The 16,043-nt window shown below is 70.6% G+C and carries 17 protein-coding genes; 12 read left to right on the top strand and 5 right to left on the bottom strand.

Annotation, left to right across the window (positions count from 1 at the left end):
* Nucleotides 1-180: 180 nt before the first annotated feature.
* The gene (locus tag IPJ95_08065) at nucleotides 181-849 is read left to right on the top strand and encodes a TetR family transcriptional regulator (GenBank protein MBK7923572.1); all 669 of its coding nucleotides are present in this window, start codon (nucleotides 181-183) and stop codon (nucleotides 847-849) included.
* An 84-nt stretch (nucleotides 850-933) separates the two neighbouring features.
* Nucleotides 934-2,802 carry an acyl-CoA dehydrogenase family protein gene (locus tag IPJ95_08060; GenBank protein MBK7923571.1) on the top strand — a complete coding sequence of 623 codons (1,869 nt, stop codon included), beginning with the start codon at nucleotides 934-936 and terminating at the stop codon, nucleotides 2,800-2,802.
* A 99-nt stretch (nucleotides 2,803-2,901) separates the two neighbouring features.
* Here the strand turns inward: IPJ95_08060 and IPJ95_08055 are convergent, their stop codons facing one another.
* The gene (locus IPJ95_08055; GenBank protein ID MBK7923570.1) at nucleotides 2,902-3,972 is read right to left on the bottom strand and encodes a hypothetical protein; all 1,071 of its coding nucleotides are present in this window, start codon (nucleotides 3,970-3,972) and stop codon (nucleotides 2,902-2,904) included.
* Between the two features lie 262 nt (nucleotides 3,973-4,234).
* Between IPJ95_08055 and queF the strand changes: the two genes are divergently transcribed.
* Complete coding sequence (gene queF, locus IPJ95_08050; GenBank protein MBK7923569.1) at nucleotides 4,235-4,624, top strand: NADPH-dependent 7-cyano-7-deazaguanine reductase QueF; 390 nt, start codon at nucleotides 4,235-4,237, stop codon at nucleotides 4,622-4,624.
* A 73-nt stretch (nucleotides 4,625-4,697) separates the two neighbouring features.
* On the opposite strand, the gene IPJ95_08045 is transcribed toward queF, so the two are convergent.
* The 3 genes from IPJ95_08045 to IPJ95_08035 all read right to left on the bottom strand — a co-directional run bounded on the left by IPJ95_08045 (nucleotide 4,698) and on the right by IPJ95_08035 (nucleotide 7,907).
* The gene (locus tag IPJ95_08045; GenBank protein MBK7923568.1) at nucleotides 4,698-6,206 is read right to left on the bottom strand and encodes a M20/M25/M40 family metallo-hydrolase; all 1,509 of its coding nucleotides are present in this window, start codon (nucleotides 6,204-6,206) and stop codon (nucleotides 4,698-4,700) included.
* Nucleotides 6,207-6,316: 110 nt separating this feature from the next.
* Complete coding sequence (locus IPJ95_08040) at nucleotides 6,317-6,997, bottom strand: PepSY domain-containing protein (protein ID MBK7923567.1); 681 nt, start codon at nucleotides 6,995-6,997, stop codon at nucleotides 6,317-6,319.
* A 13-nt stretch (nucleotides 6,998-7,010) separates the two neighbouring features.
* Nucleotides 7,011-7,907 (bottom strand): ADP-ribosylglycohydrolase family protein, encoded by an 897-nt coding sequence (locus tag IPJ95_08035; GenBank protein MBK7923566.1) that lies wholly within the window; start codon nucleotides 7,905-7,907, stop codon nucleotides 7,011-7,013.
* 129 nt (nucleotides 7,908-8,036) lie between these two features.
* Here IPJ95_08035 and IPJ95_08030 point away from each other — a divergent pair, with 129 nt between their 5' ends.
* The 3 genes from IPJ95_08030 (at nucleotide 8,037) to IPJ95_08020 (ending at nucleotide 11,483) form a co-directional block, all read left to right on the top strand.
* Nucleotides 8,037-9,323, top strand: a complete 1,287-nt coding sequence (locus IPJ95_08030) for a citrate synthase (GenBank protein ID MBK7923565.1) — start codon at nucleotides 8,037-8,039, stop codon at nucleotides 9,321-9,323.
* 68 nt (nucleotides 9,324-9,391) lie between these two features.
* Entirely contained in the window at nucleotides 9,392-10,423 is a 1,032-nt protein-coding gene (locus tag IPJ95_08025; GenBank protein MBK7923564.1) for an NAD(P)-dependent oxidoreductase, read from the top strand.
* The gene (locus IPJ95_08020) at nucleotides 10,410-11,483 is read left to right on the top strand and encodes a dihydrodipicolinate synthase family protein (protein ID MBK7923563.1); all 1,074 of its coding nucleotides are present in this window, start codon (nucleotides 10,410-10,412) and stop codon (nucleotides 11,481-11,483) included. The genes IPJ95_08025 and IPJ95_08020 overlap by 14 nt, the downstream gene beginning before the upstream one ends.
* Here the strand turns inward: IPJ95_08020 and IPJ95_08015 are convergent.
* Nucleotides 11,473-11,901: a GNAT family N-acetyltransferase gene (locus IPJ95_08015; GenBank protein MBK7923562.1), complete on the bottom strand. Its 429-nt coding sequence runs from the start codon at nucleotides 11,899-11,901 to the stop codon at nucleotides 11,473-11,475. The two genes, IPJ95_08020 and IPJ95_08015, sit on opposite strands and share 11 nt — an antisense overlap.
* Before the next feature lie 209 nt (nucleotides 11,902-12,110).
* Between IPJ95_08015 and IPJ95_08010 the strand changes: the two genes are divergently transcribed.
* The 6 genes from IPJ95_08010 to IPJ95_07985 all read left to right on the top strand — a co-directional run bounded on the left by IPJ95_08010 (nucleotide 12,111) and on the right by IPJ95_07985 (nucleotide 16,024).
* Nucleotides 12,111-12,938 (top strand): SPFH domain-containing protein, encoded by an 828-nt coding sequence (locus IPJ95_08010; protein ID MBK7923561.1) that lies wholly within the window; start codon nucleotides 12,111-12,113, stop codon nucleotides 12,936-12,938.
* An 11-nt stretch (nucleotides 12,939-12,949) separates the two neighbouring features.
* Nucleotides 12,950-13,129, top strand: a complete 180-nt coding sequence (locus tag IPJ95_08005) for a hypothetical protein (protein ID MBK7923560.1) — start codon at nucleotides 12,950-12,952, stop codon at nucleotides 13,127-13,129.
* Between the two features lie 25 nt (nucleotides 13,130-13,154).
* Nucleotides 13,155-13,376, top strand: coding sequence for a hypothetical protein (locus IPJ95_08000; GenBank protein ID MBK7923559.1), 222 nt, complete (start codon nucleotides 13,155-13,157; stop codon nucleotides 13,374-13,376).
* Complete coding sequence (locus tag IPJ95_07995) at nucleotides 13,360-14,952, top strand: alpha/beta fold hydrolase (protein MBK7923558.1); 1,593 nt, start codon at nucleotides 13,360-13,362, stop codon at nucleotides 14,950-14,952. Before IPJ95_08000 ends, IPJ95_07995 begins: the two co-directional genes overlap by 17 nt.
* A gap of 77 nt (nucleotides 14,953-15,029) precedes the next feature.
* Nucleotides 15,030-15,512: a MarR family transcriptional regulator gene (locus IPJ95_07990; protein ID MBK7923557.1), complete on the top strand. Its 483-nt coding sequence runs from the start codon at nucleotides 15,030-15,032 to the stop codon at nucleotides 15,510-15,512.
* A 68-nt stretch (nucleotides 15,513-15,580) separates the two neighbouring features.
* Entirely contained in the window at nucleotides 15,581-16,024 is a 444-nt protein-coding gene (locus IPJ95_07985) for a DoxX family protein (GenBank protein MBK7923556.1), read from the top strand.
* Nucleotides 16,025-16,043: the final 19 nt, after the last annotated feature.

The raw sequence follows: 16,043 nt of genomic DNA, 5'->3' as shown, positions 1-16,043 counted from the left end.
ACTCGAGCGCTAATCGATTTGGTAACAACGCGATAGCTGTCGGCAGAAGGCTTCTGACCGGCTGGGGGCGGCGCCCGGTCGGCGCGACTGCCCCCTTCGTGCGCTTGCGCGCCTCGGTACAGAACCATAGCTTGCTGAACAACAAGCAAGTTCTCCGTCTACCTCATGATAGGTTGGAGAATGGACCGCTCGCCCGACAAAGAGCGCAACGCCGCCCGTTCCCGCGAAGCCATCCTCGACGCCGCCGAGGAGCTGTTCGCCGACCGCGGGTATGACGCGACCAGCCTCACCGACGTGGGGGCCGCGGCGGGTGTATCTCGGGGGACGCCGGGCTACTTCTTCGGCGGCAAGGAACAACTGTACCGGGCCGTGCTCGAGCGCTGCCTGGAGCGGGTGCGGCAGGCGGTGCGGAGCGGCCGGGAGCGGGCGCTGGCCAGCAATGAGCCGCCCGAGGTGGTGCTGGCGGGCGTCGTCGGGGAGTACTTCGACTTCATCCTGGCCAACCCGGCGTTCGTCCGGCTGCTGGAGCGTGAGGCGCTCGACGGCGGACGGCAGATCGCCACGCTGCCCCCGCACCTCGAGGCGGCGCAGGAGGCGCTGGGGGCCATCATGTCGGAGCTCGCCTTCGAGCCCGCGGAGCACGCCGACGCCCGGCAGCTGCTCATCAGCATGCTATCGCTGTCCTGGTTTCATGTGGTGCATGCGCCCACGGTGCTGCGGGCGCTGGGCATCGACGCGCGGGACCCGGCGTTCCTCGAGGAACGGCGGCAGCACGTGGTGAACCTCGTGGTGCAGGGCCTCCGTGGGCGGGTGGGCGGGGTGGCGGCACCGCAGATGCAGGACGAATGAGCCATCGGAGGGCGAACCCGGCCCGGTTCACCCTCCCTGGTACCGCAGCCGATACTAGCGACCGGCCTCCAGAGGATTGATCCCATGACGAACGTCCTGACCCCGGAACCCGGTACCACCCGCCCGGCCACCCCGCTCGCGACCGAGAAGGAAGCGCGGGAAGTGGCCGAGGCGGCGCGGGAGCAGCACTGGGAACAGCCGAGCTTCGTGCGCGAGCTGTTCGAGGGCAACCTCCGGGTGGAGCTGATCCATCCCTTCCCGGAGCCCGATCCCGCCGAGGTGGAGCGCGCGCGGCCGTTCATGGAACGGCTGGAGCGCTTCATGCGCGAGAAGGTGGACAGCGACCGGATCGACCGCGAGGGCCAGATCCCGGCCGACGTGGTGCAGGGGCTCAAGGACCTCGGCGCCTTCGGCATCAAGATCCCGACGGAGTACGGCGGGCTCGGCCTCTCCCAGCTCATGTACACCAAGGCGATCGGCCTGGTCACCAGCCAGGACGGCAGCATGACCGCGCTGCTCTCGGCCGCGCAGTCGATCGGCGTCCCGACGCCGCTCAAGCTGTTCGGCACCCCGGAGCAGAAGAAGAAGTACCTGCCCCGCCTGGCCAAGGGTGCCATCTCCGCCTTCGCCCTGACCGAGGCGAATGTCGGCTCCGACCCCGCAGGGCTGGCCACGCACGCCGAGCTGTCCGCCGACGGCACGCACTACATCCTGAACGGCGAGAAGCTCTGGTGCACCAACGGCACGGTGGCGGAGCTCTACGTGGTGATGGCCCGCACCACCGGCAAGAAGATCACGGCGTTCATCGTGGAGCGGGACTGGCCCGGCGTGGAGGTGGTGCACCGGCTCCGCTTCATGGGGCTCAAGGCCATCGAGAACGGCGTGATCCGGTTCACCAATGTGAAGGTCCCGGTGGAGAACGTGATCTGGGGCGAGGGCAAGGGCCTCAAGCTCGCGCTGGTGACGCTCAACACCGGCCGGCTCACCCTGCCCGCCAGCTGCGTGGCGGGGGCCAAGCGGTGCCTCGAGATCGTGCGGAAGTGGTCCAACGAGCGGGTGCAGTGGGGCCAGCCGGTGGGCAAGCATGACGCGATCGCCCAGAAGCTGGGGCGGATGGCCGCGGAGACCTTCGCGATGGAGGCGGTGAGCGACCTGGCCAGCCTGATGGCCGACGCGGGCGACCGCGACATCCGCCTCGAGGCGGCCATCGCCAAGATGTGGAACACCGAGCTGGGCTGGCGGATCGTGGACGACACCCTGCAGATCAAGGGCGGCCGCGGCTACGAGACCGCCGACAGCCTCCGTCTTCGCGGGGAGCGGCCCGACCCGGTCGAGCGGATGATGCGCGACTTCCGCATCAACCTGATCTTCGAGGGCTCGAGCGAGATCATGCGGCTGTTCATCGCCCGCGAGGCGGTGGACACCCACCTCAAGGTGGCCGGCGCGCTGATCGATCCCAAGTCCACCGGCGGCCAGAAGTTCCAGGCGCTGCTCAAGTCGGCGGCCTTCTACGGCCTCTGGTATCCCAAGCTCTGGCTGCCCTTCAAGGGCTGGTTCAGCTACGGCGAGTTCGGCCGGCTGGCGGGGCACATGCGCTTCGTGGAGCGCTCCAGCCGCCAGCTGGCGCGCACGCTGTTCCACTGCATGATCCGCTTCGGCCCGAAGCTCGAGAAGAAGCAGGCGGTGCTCGGCCGCCTGGTCGAGATCGGCGCCGAGCTGCTGGCCATCTCGGCCGCCTGCGCCCGGGCCCACGCCATGGTGAAGAAGACCCCCACCCAGACCGGCCCGCGCGAGCTGGCCGACGTCTTCAGCCGGCAGGCCCGGCGCCGGGTGGAGCAGAAGTTCCGTGAGGTGTGGGCCAACGATGATGACGTGACCTACCAGGCCGCGCGGCACTTCCTCGACGACCACTTCCTCTGGCTGGAAGCGGGCATGGTGCGCGAACAGGCCTGAGGGACGCCGGGGCGCACGCCAAGCCGGGGTGGACCTGGTGGTCCACCCCGGCTTGGCGTTTCGGCGACCGGCTGGAGGATTGCCGGCGGGCGGCGGCCGTCAGGGCACGACGGCCGGGCAGAGCAGGTACAGGTGGGACCACTGGGCCGCGACCTGTACCGGGCTGGAGGAACCCGCCTGATTCTGGTGGCCTTCGCCCACGATCGTCCCGCATTGATTCACCCCCGTGGCGAAGGCCCGTCCGCTGGCCGGCACCGGCAGGGTGGTGAACTTGGTGCCGAAGGCGAAGGCCACCCGTGCGCCCCCCACGGTCCGCTCTCCCACGATCACGCCACTCGCGTTCACATCGTACCCGATGGTGTAGGAATCGGCCGGTGAGAGATCCTCGACCGCCGAGCCGTTCACCTGCCACCGGGCGAGGTGCGTGCCAACACCCGCGACCGAGATGGAGCCCACGATGGCGCCGGCGGTGTTCACCGCCTCAGCACTGCCCGCGAAGTTGCCGGAAAGCAGCACCGGCAGGTAGATGTTGGAGCCGCTCGAGGCAGGCTTCCACACCGTGGCGCGGGTGAACAGCGCCCCGCTCTGGATCGGGGTGTAGCTCTTGCCCACCACGAAGCCGGAGGCGTTGACGTCATTCGCCTCGGCATTCAAGTAGCCGTTGGCGGGGACGAGGTCGATCCGCGTGCCATTGGGGCGACGGAGGAAGCCGTGCTTGCGGATCACCCCGCCGGCCATCGCGATCTCACTCCATCCCACGACGTCCCCGGCGGCGTTGATCGCCCGCGCCTCGGCCGCGCCACCGCCGGCCAGCGTCCCCAGGTCCAGGACCGTGTGACCAGACCCCGAAGGCGTCCACTGCAGCGCGCGGAAGTTGTACGTGCCGTCCCCGGGCACGCTGTAGCCGACCACGCGCCCCGACAGGTTGATCTCCAGGGGAAAGATGCTCCCGTTGGTGCCCAGGCCCGCGGGGCGCGGCAGGGAAGTGATCACCCCGGCGCGCTTCACGAACGCCCCGATGCCGAGGCAGGCGGAATGGCCGATCACGGCGCCGGAATCATTGATCCCGTATCCGGTGTCCTGGCAGCCGGGGTTGACCATGGCGGCAAAGAGATAGGGATTGATCGGGGGCAGCGTGAGTTCGGCGACCGTCCCCTCCGGCTCCGTCAAGGGGCCGGTCGTCTCACAGGCCAGCGACAGCAGACTCCCGACGACGGCCCACGCGGCAACGACTCGCGCTCTCCTCATTGGTCCCCTCCCTGGGATCCCACGGCTTCGCTCGATGATGGTCACGGTCCAGTGAGCAACGCAGGCAAGGGGGCCGGATTCTCAGGCGCGGGCGTCGGGCTCCCCCTGGGCCACGAGGCAGGCCCGGCGGAGTGCGGCGAGTCCCCCGGTGCGGTTACTATTCCCGCCGACCAAGGAGGCCCGCATGGCCATCGCCGAAGGACGGACCCTGCCGTTCGTGGGACCCGAGCAAGTGGACGTCAGTGTCCTCGAGACCTTTCCCTACGCCGGCCCCGAGCAGGAGATCGTCACCGAGACCGACGAGTTCTCTGCCGTGTGCCCCTACAGCGGCCTGCCGGACTTTGCCCGGCTGGTGATCCGCTACGTCCCGGCCGCGGCCTGCATCGAGCTCAAGAGCCTCAAGTACTACGTGACGAGCTACCGCAACGTCGGAATCTTCCAGGAGCACGCCACCGCCAGGATCGCGGAAGACCTGCACCGGTGCCTGGCGCCGGCCTGGATAGAGGTCAAGACTATCTACAACGTGCGGGGCGGGTTTCTCACCACCTGCACGGTCCGGCTGCCCCGGGCCTAGGCTCCAGGCGCCGGCACGCAAACGGGCGGCCCCCACACGGGGGCCGCCCGTTCTGCATGCCCGGCCGGCGCGGCTAGCGCGCGAGCCCGGGACTCGGCCGCGGCACGCTCGGCGGGGTGACCGGCGTGCGGCCGCCCCGCGGCAGCAGCACCGGCAGGTTGGCCAGCTCGAAGGCGGTCACCGCCATCACCGCGGAGGCCTGGATGAGGTCGCCCGGCACCGCGTGATCGTAGGTGTCCACCTGCGAGTGGTGGGTGTGGTTGTAGCCCCGGCCTTCCTGGTCGAAATTGAACGCGGGGACGCCATACGGCACGAAGGCCAGGTGGTCGGTGCCGCCCTTGTTCGCCTTCCGCACGGTGGTCGCCCCGAGGGCGGCCACCGGCGCCAGCAGGTCCCGCCACAGTCCCTCCAGGTCATCCCGCCCCTGCAACGCCTGCCCGGTGATCCGCCCGGTGCCGTTGTCCAGGACCAGCACCGCCTGGATGCTGTCGGCCATGGCAGCGTGCTGCGCCGCATAGGCGCGGGAGCCGAGCAGTCCCTGCTCCTCGCCGCTGAAGAGGATGAAGCGGATGGTGCGCTTCGGGGTCTGGCCGCTCTGGGCGATCGCCCGCGCCGCCTCGAGGACCACCATCGACCCGGTGCCGTTATCGGTGACGCCGGTGCCGAGGTCCCAGCTGTCGAGGTGGGCGCCGAGGATCACCACCTGCCCTGGCCATTCGCTGCCGCGGATCTCGGCCACGGTGTTCCACTGGGTCACCACGGCCTTGCCGAGGCGGTTCTCGATCCGCCCTTCGAGCTGCGGCGCCACGCCCCTGGCGATGAGGCGATCGAACTGGGCGTAGTCCTCGTGCGCGATCACCACGTTGGGCAGCGGCGAGACGCTGTTGGGCGAGCCGCTCATGGTGAGCAGCGCGAACTCCTTGGCCCCGTCGGTGAGGAGGCCGAGCGCCCCCGCCCGCTTGAGGAGGTAGGGCCGGTCGGTGGCGAACTGCTGCCGCGCCTTCCGCGCCACCTCCGAGGTGTCGGGCGCCGGGCCCGCCATGCGCGCGCGCGCCTCCCGGAGCGCCGCTGAATCGGCGGCGGTCATCGGCGGCCCGTCGGGATTCCAGATCTGGGCCGGGGCCCGCAGCATCACCCACGCGCCACGCACCCGGCCGATGTTGGCGGCGAGGCTCTCCGGCGTGGAGGCATCGATGCGGACCACCGGCCCGCGGACCATCCTGCCCCCCGTGCCCGCCGTCCAGGCCCAGCTGTGCCCCGTCAGGTTCCGGGTGAAGGGTGCGGTGATCCGGAAGCTGGCCGGGCCCCGCTCCCACGTGACGCCGAACGTCCAGGGCTCGAGCGCGGCGGTGAGTCCATAGGCGCGGAACCGCTCGGCCGTCCAGTCGTTGGCCAGGCGCATCGGCGCCGACCCGGTGAGGCGCGGCCCGATCCGGTCGGCGAGGTACTGGAGGTTGGCCATCACCTCGGAGCGCTGCAGCGCCTGCTCGAGGATCGCCCCGGTCCCGGTGGTGTCTACCGCGACCTGGGCGCGGGCGGCGGTGGGCAAGGTGAGCAGCAGGACGAAGGCACGGAGACGCATCGAAGCACTCCAGGATGGCGGGGCGGGCGACGGGGATCCTGCGCGACACGACGAGGGGCGCGGCCCGAACGGACCGCGCCCCCGAATCTGCCGAACCCGCGCGGCCGGCGCTAGCCTCGGGTCCACCGCCTGGGCAGGGACATGTAGTACCCCGTCACCACCACCACCAGCGAGATCAGGCTGGCCACGATGAGCAGTCGCCGGATCGGCACCCGCGCCAGGCCGAGGGCGCGCAGCGAGGCGAAGGTGTGCAGGCCGTGGAGGGTTCCGTTGAGCCGCAGGTCCTTGTTGCTCACCGCCAGCATGCCATCGCGGACGGAGAGGTGGACCAGGGTCTCCGCCCGGTCGGCAAAGCGCACCCGGTACGCCGGCAACGCGCCGTTGGGGTAGCCGCGGTCATGCCGCGTGAGGAGCTCCACTCCCTCGATGCTCCCCTGCGGGAACATCCCCGTGGCCACTTCACGCGCCAGCGCCTCGGTCACCTCCAGCCGCTGCGGCTGCTCGGCGTCCACCAGCACCGTGCCCCCGGTACCCCGCACCCGGTAGAGCAGGTGCGACCCGATCCGGTCCAGCTCCACGGCGCGGATCTCGCGCAGGGCGCTGTCCCCGGAGGCGGCGAGCGCCTGGGCGTCCGCCGGCGAGACCACCGCGCGGCTGTAGTCGGGCGCGGCGCCATCGCGGGGTCGGCCCTCGCCGCCGCCGAGCAGCATGCCCGTCACGATCCACATCAGCAGAAAGAGCCCGATCCCGATCCCGACCCACTTGTGCACCTTGTAGAACAGCCGCAGCACGCGTCCTCCCGTCTTAGAGTCCGACCAGCCCGAGCGCCAGGTCGCCGATCCGCCCGGCGCCCGGCACCGCTTCGATCCAGCGCGCCGGCACCGCCGCCTCGCCATCGCGCGCGCCCATCAGCCCGCCCGCCACCGCCGCGTTGGTGTCGGTGTCGCCCCCCGCGTTCGCCAGCCACAGCAGCCCCCGCTCGAGGTTCGGCTCGTGGTAGGCGAACCAGAGCGCGATCTCGACCCCATGCACCACGTAGCCCGCAGCCGGCCCGGTGACCGGCAGCTCCTCGCGGCGCACCAGCGGCACCCGGCGCGCCACCGTGAGCAGCTCCTCCGGGGCATCGTTCTCGCGCAGGGCCTCGATCACGTCGCCGATGAAGTCGCCGCGCCCCTGCAGGAAGCAGGCGGCCGCCACGTTCACCGCGACCGCGCCCCAGGTGCACCGGTCGTCCGGGTGGGTCAGGGCCGCCGTGTGGTAGGTGGCGCTCACCAGGTTGGCTGGCTGGCGGAAGGTCCGCAGCGCCACCGGCAGGCAGCGGGAGATGGTGCCGTTCCCCGCCTGCCCTCCGGTCGACGACGGCGGGGCGTCGTGCACCTGGATGTGCCGCAGCGCCCGCCGGGTCCACTGCCCGATGCCCCGGCCGTCCCGCTCCCCCCAGCCGGCCCAGGCCAGGGCCAGCCGGCGCAGGTCCACCTCCGGCTGCAGCAGTTCTTCCGCCAGCAACAGCGTCAGGGCCAGGTCGTCGTCGTACGGCGAGTCGGGGGTATCCTGCCGCTGGACGTCGCGGATGCCCTCGGGGAACCTGGCCCGAATCCCGTCGGGCGTGTTCAGGAATTCTGTCGGCACCCCCAGCACGTTGCCGGCGGCGTGGCCGAGCAGGGCGCCGCGGGCGCGGGTGGCGAGGTCGGGCGGGGCCATGTACGGACAATCTAACGGGCGGGTGGTGACGGCCGCGTGAATACCGGTCCGCCGGCCCCCATTTCGCCCCGCGGCCGGCCTTGGGTATCTTTGCCACCCCACCCCCGGTACCACCTCGAGGAGCGACGAGTGGCCAAGGATTCCCTGACGGTTACCGACAACCGCACCGGCAAGCAGTACGAGATCCCGATCGCCGAAGGCACCATCAAGGCCGCCGACCTCAAGCAGATCAAGGTCGCGGACGACGACTTCGGGCTCATGGCCTACGACCCGGCGTTCCTGAACACCGCCTCCTGCCGCAGCGCCATCACGTTCATCGACGGGGACAAGGGCATCCTGCGGTACCGGGGCTTCCCGATCGAGCAGCTGGCGGAGAAGGCGAGCTTCCTGGAGACCGCCTACCTGCTGTTCGAGGGGGAGCTGCCCACCCGGGCCCAGCTCGACAAGTGGGAGAACGACGTCCGGTACCACACCTACGTCCACACCAACATCATCAAGTTCATCGAGGGCTTCCGCTACGACGCCCACCCGATGGGCACCCTGCTCGGCGCCGTGGGCGCGCTCTCCACGTTCTACCCCGACGCCAAGCACATCGACGACCCGGCCAACCGCTACCTGCAGCGCATCCGGCTGATCGCCAAGCTCCCGACCATCGCGGCGTTCGCCTTCCGGCACAGCCGGGGCCTCCCGTACGTCTTCCCGCGGAACGACCTGAGCTACATCGGCAACTTCGTCAACATGACCTTCGAGATCGGCGGCCGGCACGAGCCCAACCCCGTGCTGCAGCGCGCCCTCGAGATCCTGCTGATCCTGCACGCCGACCACGAGCAGAACTGCTCCACCAGCGCGGTGCGCAGCGTCGGCTCCTCGCACGTCGACCCGTTCTCGGCCGTCTCGGCCGGCATCGCGGCGCTGTACGGCCCGCTGCACGGCGGCGCCAACGAGGCCGTGCTGTTCATGCTGGACGAGATCGGCGAGAAGAAGAACATCCCGGCGTTCATCGAGTCGGTGAAGGCGGGCCACGGCCGCCTCATGGGCTTCGGGCACCGGGTGTACAAGTCGTACGACCCCCGCGCCAAGCTCATCAAGAAGGTGGCCTACGACGTCTTCGAACAGACCGGGCTCAACCCCAAGCTCGAGATCGCCCTGGAGCTGGAGCGGATCGCGCTGGAGGACGAGTACTTCATCAAGCGCAAGCTGTACCCGAACGTCGATTTCTACTCCGGCCTGATCTACCAGGCGATGGGCTACCCCACCGACTACTTCACGGTGCTCTTCGCCCTCGGCCGCCTGCCAGGGTGGATCGCCCAGTGGGAGGAGATGCTGCGGGACAAGGAACAGAAGATCGCGCGGCCGCGGCAGATCTACATCGGCTACGACGAGCGCGACTTCGTCCCGATGGCCATGCGCGGGTGACGGTAGGGCCGTAGGGCCGTAGGGCCGTACCGGGGGCTTTCGCGGAGGGCTGGAGGACGGAATCGACCATGGTGGAGCCCGGCCCGGCGGACGAAGTAGCACTCGAGGAGCGGCTCTCCCGCCCCACCGATGGCGTCGTGGAGGTCCTCCGGCAGCTGCCGGGGGACCTTCTTGTTCTGGGGGCCGGCGGCAAGATGGGGCCCAGCCTGGCCCGGATGGCCCGCCGCGCCCTGGATGTTCTGGGGCGGACAGACCGCGTCATCGCCGTGTCCCGGTTCGGGGCACCGGGCACCCGGGAGGCCCTCGACGCGGCCGGCGTGGTCACCGTCCATGCGGACCTGCTCGATCCGCGGGCACTCGCCGGGCTCCCCGACGCCCCGAATCTCGTCTTCATGGCCGGGCAGAAATTCGGCACCCGCGCCGCGCCCCACGTGACCTGGGCCATGAATGCCCTCGTCCCGGCCATGGTTGCCCAGCGCTTCCCCGCGGCGCGCACCGTGGTCTTCTCCACCGGCAATGTCTATCCGCTCACGCCCGTTGCCGGCGGCGGGCCGGCCGAGACGGACCCGGTGGGCCCGGTCGGCGAGTACGCCATGAGCTGCCTCGCGCGGGAACGGCTGTTCGAGCATTCCGCGGCCACCAAGGGCACCCCCGTCGTGCTCCTCCGGCTCAACTATGCCGTCGACCTGCGCTACGGCGTGCTGCTCGACACCGCCCGCCGGGTGCGGGCCGGCGAGCCGGTGCCCCTCCGGATGGGGCACGTGAACGTGATCTGGCAGGGCGATGCCAACGCCCGTGCGCTGCAGTCGCTGGCGCTCGCCGCGAGCCCCGCGGCCGTGCTCAACCTGACCGGACCGGAGCTGGTGAGCATCCGGTGGCTGGCGGAGCGCTTCGCCGAGCGCTTCGGGCGGCCGGCGGTGTTCGAGGGCGCCGAAGCCCCCGATGCCCTGCTCAGCAACGCGGGGCGGTCGGTCGCCCGATTCGGGCGCCCGGCCGTGGACCTCGAGACGATGGTCGCGTGGACGGCGGCGTGGGTGGAACAGGGAGGCCGGCAGCTCGGGAAGCCGACCCGATTCGAGGTGCGCGATGGGCAATTCTGAGCGTCGGAGCCACGGTGGGTCTGCCCTGCGGACACACCTCCTCGCCGGCCAGGTGATCCCGGCGCACCCCTTGGCCCTCACCGCGGAGCGGACCCTCGACGAGCGGCGCCAGCGCGCGATCACCCGCTACTACCTGGAGGCGGGGGCCGGCGGGCTGGCCGTGGGCGTGCATACCACCCAGTTCGCCATCCGCGATCCGCGCCACGGGCTGTTCGAGCCGGTGCTCGCGCTCGCGGCCGAGACCATCCACGCCGAGCTGCATGCCCGTCCCCGGAGCTTCGTGGCCATCGCCGGCGTGGTGGGCCACACTGCCCAGGCCCTGCGCGAGGCCACCCTGGCGGCCGACCTCGGCTACGACGCGCTCCTGCTCTCGCTGGCGGCGTGGCGGGACGCCTCGGAAGAGGCGATGCTGGCGCACTGCCGGGCCGTGGCCACGGTGCGGCCGCTGGTCGGGTTCTACCTGCAGCCGGCCGTGGGCGGGCGGGTCCTCTCCTACGGGTTCTGGCGGCGCTTCGCGGAGATCCCCGAGGTGGTGGCGATCAAGATTGCCCCGTTCAACCGTTACCAGACCCTCGACGTGGTCCGCGCCGTGGCCGATGCCGGCCGCGACGACATCGCCCTCTATACCGGCAACGACGACAGCATCGTGGTCGACCTGCTCTCCCGCTTTCGCGGCCCCCACGGCACCGAGCGCCGGATCGTCGGCGGGCTGCTCGGCCAGTGGGCGGTGGGTACCCGGCGCGCCGTCGAGATGCTGCACACCATCCGGCGCCTGCCGGACGAGGCGGCGGTGGACCCCGCCTGGTTCCGGCTGGCGACCGCCCTCACGGAACTCAACGCCGCCTTGTTCGACGCCGCCAACGGCTTCCACGGCTGCATCGCCGGGATCCATGAGGCGCTCCACCGGCAGGGCCTGCTCGCGGGCACCTGGTGCCTCGACCCCGGGGAGGGGCTCTCCCCAGGGCAAGCCGAGGAGATCGAACGGGCGCTGGCGGCCCACCCCGACCTCCTCGATGACCGCTTCATCGCCGAGCATCGCGACCGTTGGCTCACGGCGTGAGCCCGACGTCCTTGAGGTAATGCACGGTCTCGGGCTGGTAGCCGAGCCGCTCGTAGAGCCCGATCGCCCGCCGGTTCTGTGCCCAGACGTTGAGCGACACCCGCCGCCGGCCCCGCCCGCGCGCCCATGCCTCCACCGCCTCCATGAGTCCGCGCGCGAGCCCGCGCCCCTCCGCCTCGGCGTCGAGCGCCAGGTCCTCGACGTGGGCCACCACCTCGTGGGTGAAATAGTCCTCGCGTTCCGCCGCAAAGACGAACCCGACCACCCGCCCCTCGAGCTCCGCCACCAGCAGGAGGGCGTCCGACGGCGGGGCCTCGAGCGCCGGCAGCAGCAGGTGATGATCCGCGCTCCCGATCTCCGCTGCCGAACGCCATGGCGGCACCGGGAACGCCCCGAGTCGCTCGGTCAGGTGAAGCACAGCCGCGCGATCTGCGGGTGTGGCGGGTCGGATCTGTTGCACTGGCACTTTCCCCGGGTCGGCGTTGGCGCTCTAAACCATTGAAAAACAATGGATTCCGTCCAGCATTGACAATGCACTATCATAGTGATATCATAATGCTTCCACCTCCAACCGAGGATAGGCTCGTGATTCGCGAATCAGAACGCAAGGTCGCTTCCGGCGGGTTCATGCTCGCCCTCCTGCTGCTCGGCTCGGTCGCCGTGCTGTACGGGTTCATCTCGGCGATCCGGACCGAATCCGTGGGCCTGCTGCTGCCCAGCCTCGGCGCGATGCTGCTGCTGATCATCCTGTGGTGCGGGCTGTTCACCGTGCAGCCCAACCAGTCACGGGTACTGCAGCTGTTCGGGGACTACGTCGGCTCGGTGCGCACCGCGGGACTGTGGTGGGCCAATCCCTTCTTCAGCAAGAAGGCGGTGAGCCTCCGGGTCCGGAACTTCGAGACCACCAAGCTCAAGGTGAATGATCACTCCTCCAACCCGATCGAGATCGGCGCGGTGGTGGTCTGGCAGGTCACCGACGCGGCGGAAGCGCTGTTCGAGGTCGACAACTACGAGGATTACGTCAAGGTGCAGAGCGAGGCGGCGCTCCGGGGCCTGGCCAACCAGTACCCCTACGACGCCCACGAGGAGGGGCAGATGTCGCTCTCCACCAACACGATGGACGTGGCGGAGCGGCTCAAGGGCGAGATCCAGGAGCGGCTGGCCAAGGCGGGCGTGCGGGTGCTCGAGGCCCGGATCAGCCACCTCGCCTACGCGCCGGAGATCGCCGGCGTGATGCTGCGCCGCCAGCAGGCGTCGGCGGTGATCGCGGCGCGGCAGAAGATCGTCGAGGGCGCGGTGGGGATGGTCGAGTCGGCGCTGGCGCTGCTCTCGAGCAAGCAGATCATCCACCTGGACGAGGAGCGGAAGGCCACCATGGTGAGCAACCTGCTCGTGGTCCTGTGCTCGGAGCAGTCCACCCAGCCGATCCTGAACGCCGGCAGCCTCTACCAGTGAGCCGGTGAGCCGTGGCGGAGCGGAAGCCGTTTCTCCTGCGGATGGAGCCGGAGCTTCACGAGGCCCTGCAGCGCTGGGCCGGCGACGAGCTCCGGTCTCTCAACGGCCAGATCGAGTTCGTCCTCCGGCGCGCGCTGCGGGAGGCGGGGCGCCTGCCCCCGCCCCCCGCGGAGCCCCCCACACGCAGCTGAACATCCCGATGGGCGGGAGGGTACCATGAACCACCCGAGCTGTCCCCGGTGCAGTGGCCGTTTCCAGGAGGGCTTCATCCTGGACCAGGGCGATCATGGCAGTCGCAGCCAGGCGGCCTGGGTCGAGGGCCCACCCGAGAAGTCGTTCTGGACCGGGCTCAAGCTCCGGCAGAAGGTCCCGATCCCGATCCTCACCCTCCGCTGCACCCAGTGCGGCTTCCTGGAGTCCTATGCGCCGAAGCGCTGACGCCCGCATCCTCTCCCTGCTGCTCCTCGCCACGGTCGCGGCGCCACGCGCGGCCGACGGCCAGGTCAGCGGCGTCTTCCGGATCTACCAGGGCACCGCCGAACTGGGCCGCGAGAGCTTCCGGCGCCTCGGCGACACGCTGGTGCTCGAGACGCTGGTGCCCGTGGTCAACCTGCGGGTCAGCAGTCGCACGGTCCTCGGCGGCGATGGCTTCCGCAGCTTCAGCATGTCCGTCACCAATGCCACCGGCGACACGACCCGGGGCAGTTACACCGCCCGGCAGGACGACGACACGCTGCGCATCTCCGGCCAGTTCGGCCGCACCAGCCGCGAGGTGACCCGTGCAGGCCGCCCGGCCCTGGTGCTGCCGCCGCAGTCCACGTTCGCCTTCGCCGAACTGGTGCGACGCTTTCCCGGACGGGATACCACGGTGCTGGTGCTCGTGGCCGGCGCCGACACGCTGCTGCCCGTCGGGATGCACTACCACGGGGACTCGGTCCGGATCGCCTTTGCGGGACTCGAGATCGTCGGGGCGGTGCGCGGCGGCGGGCTGACGGAGTTCACGATCCCGGCCCAGCGGGTGCGCGCCGTGCTCGCAAACCCCACCGATACGCTCCTGCCGCTGGCGGGCCTCCGGCGCCCCGCGCCCGACTACGCCGCGCCGGCCGGCGCCACCTGGCGCGCGGAGGAGGTCCGCGTCCCGGCGGGCGCCGGCACGGATACCTTCTCCCTGGCCTGCACCCTGGTCCGGCCCGCGGTCGGTCGCCCCCCCTTTCCGGTGGCGGTGACCATCACCGGTTCCGGCTCGCAGCAACGGGACGAGGACGTCTGGCCCCTGCTTCCCGCCTACCGGCTGTTCGGAGAGGTGGCCGAGCGGCTGGGCGCCGCCGGCCTGGCGAGCCTGCGATGCGACGATCGTGGAACCGGCGGGAGCACGGGCCACGCCGACTCGGCCACCACGGCGGACCTGGCGGAGGATACCCGGGCGCAGCTGCGCTGGCTGCGTGGCCAGCGCGACATCGATGCCCGCCGCATTGCCCTGGTGGGCCACAGCGAGGGCGCCATGATCGCCCCGCTGCTCGGCGCCCAGGATCGCGCGGTCGCGGCGCTGGCGCTGCTCGCGGGACCCTCGAAGAACGGCACCGAAATCCTGGTGGACCAGATGCTCTGGCCCATTCGCACCACGCCCGACCTCACCCCGGAGGTCCGGGCCGAGCGGCTGGCCGAGGCGGAGCGGCAGGTCCGGGCGGACTCCATGCCGGCCCTGGCCTGGCTGCGCTGGTTCCGCCACTACGAACCCCTCCGCGCCGCGCGACTGGTCCGGCAGCCGGTGCTGATCCTGCAGGGGGCGCTCGACCGGCAGGTGACCGCCGGGCAGGCGGACACTTTGGCAGCGGCCATCCGTTCCAGCGGAAACCGGAAGGTCGAGGTCCGGATCTTCCCCGGCCTCAACCACCTGTTCCTCCCCTCACCCACCGACGGGTCGCCGGCCGAGTACACCGCCCTCGGCGACGCGCGCATTCCGGACGAGGTCTTGAACACCCTGACGTCCTGGCTGGTCGCCACCCTGCGCTAGCCGGGGCCCGGGCCCGGCCGGCGATGGATGCATTGTCGCTACTTGACTAGTCAAATAATGCGTTGTATTGTGTTGCCATGACGAACCCGCCCAGCCGCCTCCAGCAGGAGCTCAAGCAGAACCGCCCCTTCCGTTCCCTGGGCCAGGAGGCGACGGTTTCCCTGCTGCGGACCGGTGACCTGCTGCGGCGCCGGATGTCCACCGTCCTGGAATCCGAGGATGTGACGCTGCAGCAGTACAACGTGCTCCGGATCCTCCGCGGCGCCGGACCGGAGGGGCTGCCCACGCTGGAAATCGCGGACCGGATGATCGAGCAGACACCGGGCATCACCCGCCTGCTCGACCGGCTGGAGGCCAAGCGCCTGGTGGGGCGCGAGCGCTGCCCGACCGACCGCCGGCAGGTCACCTGCCGCATTGCCAAGGACGGCCTGGCCCTGCTCGCCCGGCTTGACCCGGTCGTCAACGAGGCCGACGATACCCTGCTGGGGCCGCTGACCCAGGCCGAGCTGCGCCAGCTGATCCGGCTGCTGGACCGCGTTCGGGAGGGCCCCGCGCGCTGAGGCAGCCCGTCTTTCCCGGACAATTACTTGACCAATCAGGCATTCACCTATCAATCAAGGAGTGACCCGTGTTCCGCAAGCTCATCCAGACCGAGGCCGACCCCGTTGCCACCCTGCTTCGCCTCGCCCTGGGCATCGTCATCTTTCCGCATGGCGCCCAGAAGGCGCTGGGCCTCTTCGGCGGCTACGGGTTCTCGGGAACGATGGGCTTCTTCACGGGGCAGCTCCACATCCCCGCCCTCTTCGCGTTCCTGGCGATCGTCGCGGAATTCGCGGGCTCGCTCGGGCTGATCAGCGGATTGCTGACCCGGGTGGCCGCCTTCGGCATCTTCTGCAACATGCTGGTCGCCGCGGTGCTGGTGCACCGCCCGGTGGGGTTCTTCATGAACTGGTTCGGCACCCAGCAGGGCGAAGGCTACGAGTTCCACCTGCTGGCGATGGCCCTGGCCGTGGCCGTGATGATCCGCGGCGGCGGCGCCGCGTCTGCGGACCGCGCGCTCAGCCGGAAGTAGCTCCCGCCAGCCGGAAACG

The sequence above is a fragment of the Gemmatimonadota bacterium genome, from assembly GCA_016713785.1.
Classification (GTDB): Bacteria; Gemmatimonadota; Gemmatimonadetes; order Gemmatimonadales; family GWC2-71-9; genus JADJOM01.
The sequence above is the reverse complement of the archived record's forward strand: the minus strand, read 5'-3'. Positions and strand labels throughout refer to the sequence as shown.